The sequence below is a fragment of the Endozoicomonas sp. ALB115 genome, from assembly GCF_049310245.1.
Lineage (GTDB): Bacteria > Pseudomonadota > Gammaproteobacteria > Pseudomonadales > Endozoicomonadaceae > Endozoicomonas.
Genome location: NZ_JBLYZG010000140.1, coordinates 1 through 3,876 on the forward strand (window position 1 = coordinate 1; position 3,876 = coordinate 3,876).

Genomic DNA, 3,876 nt, shown 5'->3' on the forward strand with positions numbered 1-3,876 from the left:
CAAAAAGACAAAAAGACAAAAAGACAAAAAGACAAAAAGACAAAAAGACAAAAAGACAAAAAGACAAAAAGACAAAAAGACAAAAAGACAAGAGCAAAAAAGAAGAGCAAAAAAGGACACCCACTTTTTAAAAAGTGAAGAGAAGAGCAAAAAAGGACACCCACTTTTTAAGAGCAAAAAAGGACACCCACTTTTTAAAAAGTGAAGAGAGGGTGCGTCATTTATCCATTTTTTAAAATGATAGTATTGATCGTTTTAAGAAATCCTCATTCATACCAAGCAGGAAGAGCCTGGAAGATACTATCGAGACAATATAAGAAAGAGCCCTACAGAAAACTCTGGTCACATTAAAGTAAATGAAAATGTGTTGATCAGGCAGGATAGAGATTACCGCTCACAGACATCCCATGAACCCAGCATTTTCCGGTGCTTTTTGCATAAGCCTTCAGTGAAGCCAGCTTGCCGACTGCTCGGTGAAAACGATTCTGCCATCGCATAGTCTCCAGCCATTCATTTGGGTCAATACCCAAGCGTTCCAGGATAGGTGGTACATCGTCAGTTATACGGCCACGTTTGCCTTTGCGGACAATTCGGCCAGACCAGTCAACCAGTTCAAAGTAGCTACTGAGTGGGTATGGAATCGCCTGTTCAGGGTTTTGACCCTGAGCTTTTAACGGTTTCAAGTGCGGCTTTTGTTTTTTTCCATTTGCACTGTCGTATGACTCAATGCGCTCTTTAATAGAGGTATGTTCTGAGGTTTCCAGCGTTGCGGCAATTTTTGCCCGGATGGGGTTTAAGTCGACATAGGCCATGCAAGTCAGCAATGCTGCCTCGTCTAACAGGGATTGACTTTTGTAACGACCTTCCCAAAAGCGTCCTTTGCACTCATCCTCTTTATTAGCCAGCCGGGCTAAGTATTCGTTGAGACAGCGCATGAACCAGCTGATATCCATTAAACGACCTCGGTACTCCTGGGCATATTCTTCGATGCGCAGCAGCTCTGCTTTGCCTGGCTGGTCGCCGGCAAGATAACGCTGAACCAGGTGTGGACCAGAAAACAGCTGCGTCCAGCGTTGTAAGACTTCTTTAGTGTCCCATTTTTTGGCTTGCTGACTATTAATATGGAGCACCACATGATAATGATTGGACATCACCGCATAAGCACAGACTTCCAGAGCAAAAATACCAGAGAGCGCTTTCAACCGATCAACCACCCACTGCCTGCGATGCTCATAGTTTTTGCCTGAGAAATTGTCTTGGCCGCACAGGAAAGCCCTGCGAACGCAGCGTGCCATGCAGTGGTAGTAGGGCGTACTGGCTGGATCTATGAGGTTTTTTCGGGCGGTCGTCATGTCATTTTTTTTGGTTACTGGGTATATGTGCTTAATGCCATAAGAGGCTCCAGAAGAAAAATAGACGGTGTGGCCGATTAGTCAAATTTTTGGGTGTCCTTTATTTTCCTTTGTAAATACTTCATCTGAAGCCCGTTCAAATATGACGGCCAAGGAGACCCAACACTGCCCCCAGATATACGTCGGCCGGTTACGTTTCTTGCTGTGTTGATGATGTATACGACAAGCAGGGGCTTTATCGGAAAACCGCTCGATCACCCAGTCATCAAGCCCCAGAACCACAGGTTCACCTTGCGGAGCCTTTGAACAGACTAGGCGGATCAATCGACACGCCAAGTGCTTCCATTGCCATTTGCCCTGGGATAGCCAGTGGTGATAGCTGCTCCACACACAATGAAAATCAATTGTTAACAACGCCTGTGTAACAAAGCCGTCGGCTGAAAGCATGCAGCCGAACAGCAGTTCACAGAACGTTGGTACTGCGGTTGATGATAGCGCTCCAGCAAAAAAGGTTGTATATAAAGCGAGCTCTCTGAGGATTACTTGATGATCTGAAGTGAGCATGGCAACCATCTCGAATTTCGTCGTTGGGGATGGTTGCTTTTAGCAGATTATGCGCCGGAACTATTGTGCTTATGAAACTCTAAAGTCGAGTTCTGTTGTTGCTGGGTGTTTTTTGTGGCTTCCAGAACAATATTGTTTGCCTGAAGGGTGGTGTCGCCGGTGGCAACGGCACTGCTGCCCCGGAAGGCCAGGTTGTTAGCGGCCTGCAAATCCAGAGATTCGGCACTGAGGTTTGAGCCGATTGCCTGATCCTGATTCAGGGTATCCCGGGTGGTTACGGTGGTTTTTGAGAACATACCGTTGCTGCCGGCATGCTTGTGTGCTTCATCCACAAAGACGGTGGATCGGCCCTCTTTGAAGGTGATGTCATTGCCTGTAGCGATCGAAGCATTGCCGCTACCACTGGTGATGTTGGCGGCAGTGGCGGTAAAGTCTCTGCCTGCTGTGATTTCTAAATCGCTGGCAAATTATTGGGTGTCTTTGATTTTGGCCCCTTGATTTTGGCCCAATTGGCAATAAATACTCTCTGTAAGTTTGCTGGAGTCTTCCATATGACCAGGAGCCGAAACTGATATTCCTAATTCCAGACAGTCAACCCCATAAGAGTCAATGTCAACTTGATAGCCTTTGCTTCTGAGTTTTGATACTACTTTATCAAGCGGTTGATTGAGCATGCTTATTTCGTCAAAGGTGACTTCTGATGGGCTAAAAACTTCAACGCCCCGGAGATGTAAATCATCATGATAGAAAACATGAATATTTAGCTTGTTGAAGTCATCCGTATCAACTTTAGAAGACGGTGTTTTTTTGAAAGGAAAATAAGGTGATGCCAATTTATTTCTAACATCACTTTGAGTCATACCAGACTCTATGGAGCCTATCGATCTCAACGGTAGTAGACGATACATGACTGTAAATACCTCTATTTTTTCAGCATGTCTGGATCAATACTCTTCGCATAGTCCAACATTTGTTCAATATTATCATCATATTTATCTCCAAATTTTGAACGAATGTCTAGAATATCCATTCTAACAGCCTCCATAAATTGACCATTTTCAATGAGTTCTTGCTGTTGCTTACGATAAGCTTTTGCTTCAGGGGATGAGCCATAACTTGCTGTTTTTCTATGGTCGGCAGGGGCCATCTTAATTGCAGGTCCATCATACTGGCTTAAGTAGCTATTTTTATAGCAATCTTTTGCTGGGCAATGATGGGAGTCCAAACCATCATTGACTGGTTTCGAAGTTTCTCTATGAGCTCCACCCAGTTTTTCAGCTAGATCATCGTGACCTTTCTTTTTAAGATTGAGTGCTATTTTTGTTGCTATTGTACTTCCTGGAATGGTACCTATTAGTACTTCTAGGCCGCCGCTAATAGCAAGCTCAGAACCAATCTCTACGGCACGATGGTCATCATTATCTGCAATGGCTTGTGCAAGTTCCGCAATGTCTGCTGCCAAAAGATATTTATCTACTGCTTCTAGAGCTACTCCGGCAGCAATTAGCAAGGGGACAAATAGAGCGTTATTCTCAGCCTCTATTTGACTAGCGGCTGCAGCGACAGATGCTACCCCACCTGCAGCATCCGTCACCCCAGCAATAATACTGATGACCAGATTCTTACGATCTTCCTTCTCTGTATCACTGAGTTCAGAGCCTTTTACATCGTTAACCCTATCCAGCAGATTATTAACGACAACAGCTGCCGATGCCCCAGCAGCCCCACTTGAACAACTATTACCCTGCGCCGAAGCACCGGCACAACCCACTATTGCATGAAGTGCAGCCCGGGCCTTTTCGCTATCAAGCTTATCTGCAATGGCCTTAACCTTCTGCGCCCCCAGGGATTGCAGATAGTTGACCGCTGCGGATTCAATCATCTGGCTGGCACTGCCAGTTACGTTACCGCTGGCTGCTGTCGTTAAAGCGGTGAGTACAGTACGTCCTGTGCCGCCCAT

7 protein-coding genes are annotated in these 3,876 nt (G+C 45.5%); 2 read left to right on the forward strand and 5 right to left on the reverse strand.

Going from position 1 to position 3,876, the window contains the following annotated elements; translation table 11 throughout:
- A partial coding sequence (locus ACO6VE_RS23970) for a hypothetical protein (RefSeq protein ID WP_422463975.1) occupies positions 1-205 on the forward strand: 205 nt, incomplete at its 5' end.
- Between the two features lie 166 nt (positions 206-371).
- Here ACO6VE_RS23970 and ACO6VE_RS23975 read toward each other — a convergent pair.
- The 3 genes from ACO6VE_RS23975 to ACO6VE_RS23985 all read right to left on the reverse strand — a co-directional run bounded on the left by ACO6VE_RS23975 (position 372) and on the right by ACO6VE_RS23985 (position 2,212).
- Positions 372-1,352: a transposase gene (locus ACO6VE_RS23975; RefSeq protein WP_422463977.1), complete on the reverse strand. Its 981-nt coding sequence runs from the start codon at positions 1,350-1,352 to the stop codon at positions 372-374.
- Between the two features lie 81 nt (positions 1,353-1,433).
- Positions 1,434-1,925, reverse strand: a complete 492-nt coding sequence (locus tag ACO6VE_RS23980) for a transposase (protein ID WP_422463979.1) — start codon at positions 1,923-1,925, stop codon at positions 1,434-1,436.
- A gap of 38 nt (positions 1,926-1,963) precedes the next feature.
- Positions 1,964-2,212 (reverse strand): hemagglutinin repeat-containing protein, encoded by a 249-nt coding sequence (locus ACO6VE_RS23985; protein ID WP_422463981.1) that lies wholly within the window; start codon positions 2,210-2,212, stop codon positions 1,964-1,966.
- A 15-nt stretch (positions 2,213-2,227) separates the two neighbouring features.
- Here ACO6VE_RS23985 and ACO6VE_RS23990 point away from each other — a divergent pair, with 15 nt between their 5' ends.
- On the forward strand, positions 2,228-2,371 hold the full coding sequence (locus tag ACO6VE_RS23990; protein ID WP_422463983.1) for a hypothetical protein: 144 nt from the start codon (positions 2,228-2,230) through the stop codon (positions 2,369-2,371).
- Between the two features lie 12 nt (positions 2,372-2,383).
- Here the strand turns inward: ACO6VE_RS23990 and ACO6VE_RS23995 are convergent, their stop codons facing one another.
- Both ACO6VE_RS23995 and ACO6VE_RS24000 read right to left on the reverse strand, forming a co-directional pair.
- Entirely contained in the window at positions 2,384-2,776 is a 393-nt protein-coding gene (locus tag ACO6VE_RS23995; RefSeq protein ID WP_422463985.1) for a hypothetical protein, read from the reverse strand.
- Between the two features lie 62 nt (positions 2,777-2,838).
- Positions 2,839-3,876, reverse strand: a 1,038-nt coding sequence (locus tag ACO6VE_RS24000) for a hypothetical protein (protein ID WP_422463987.1), incomplete at its 5' end; no start/stop codon positions are given.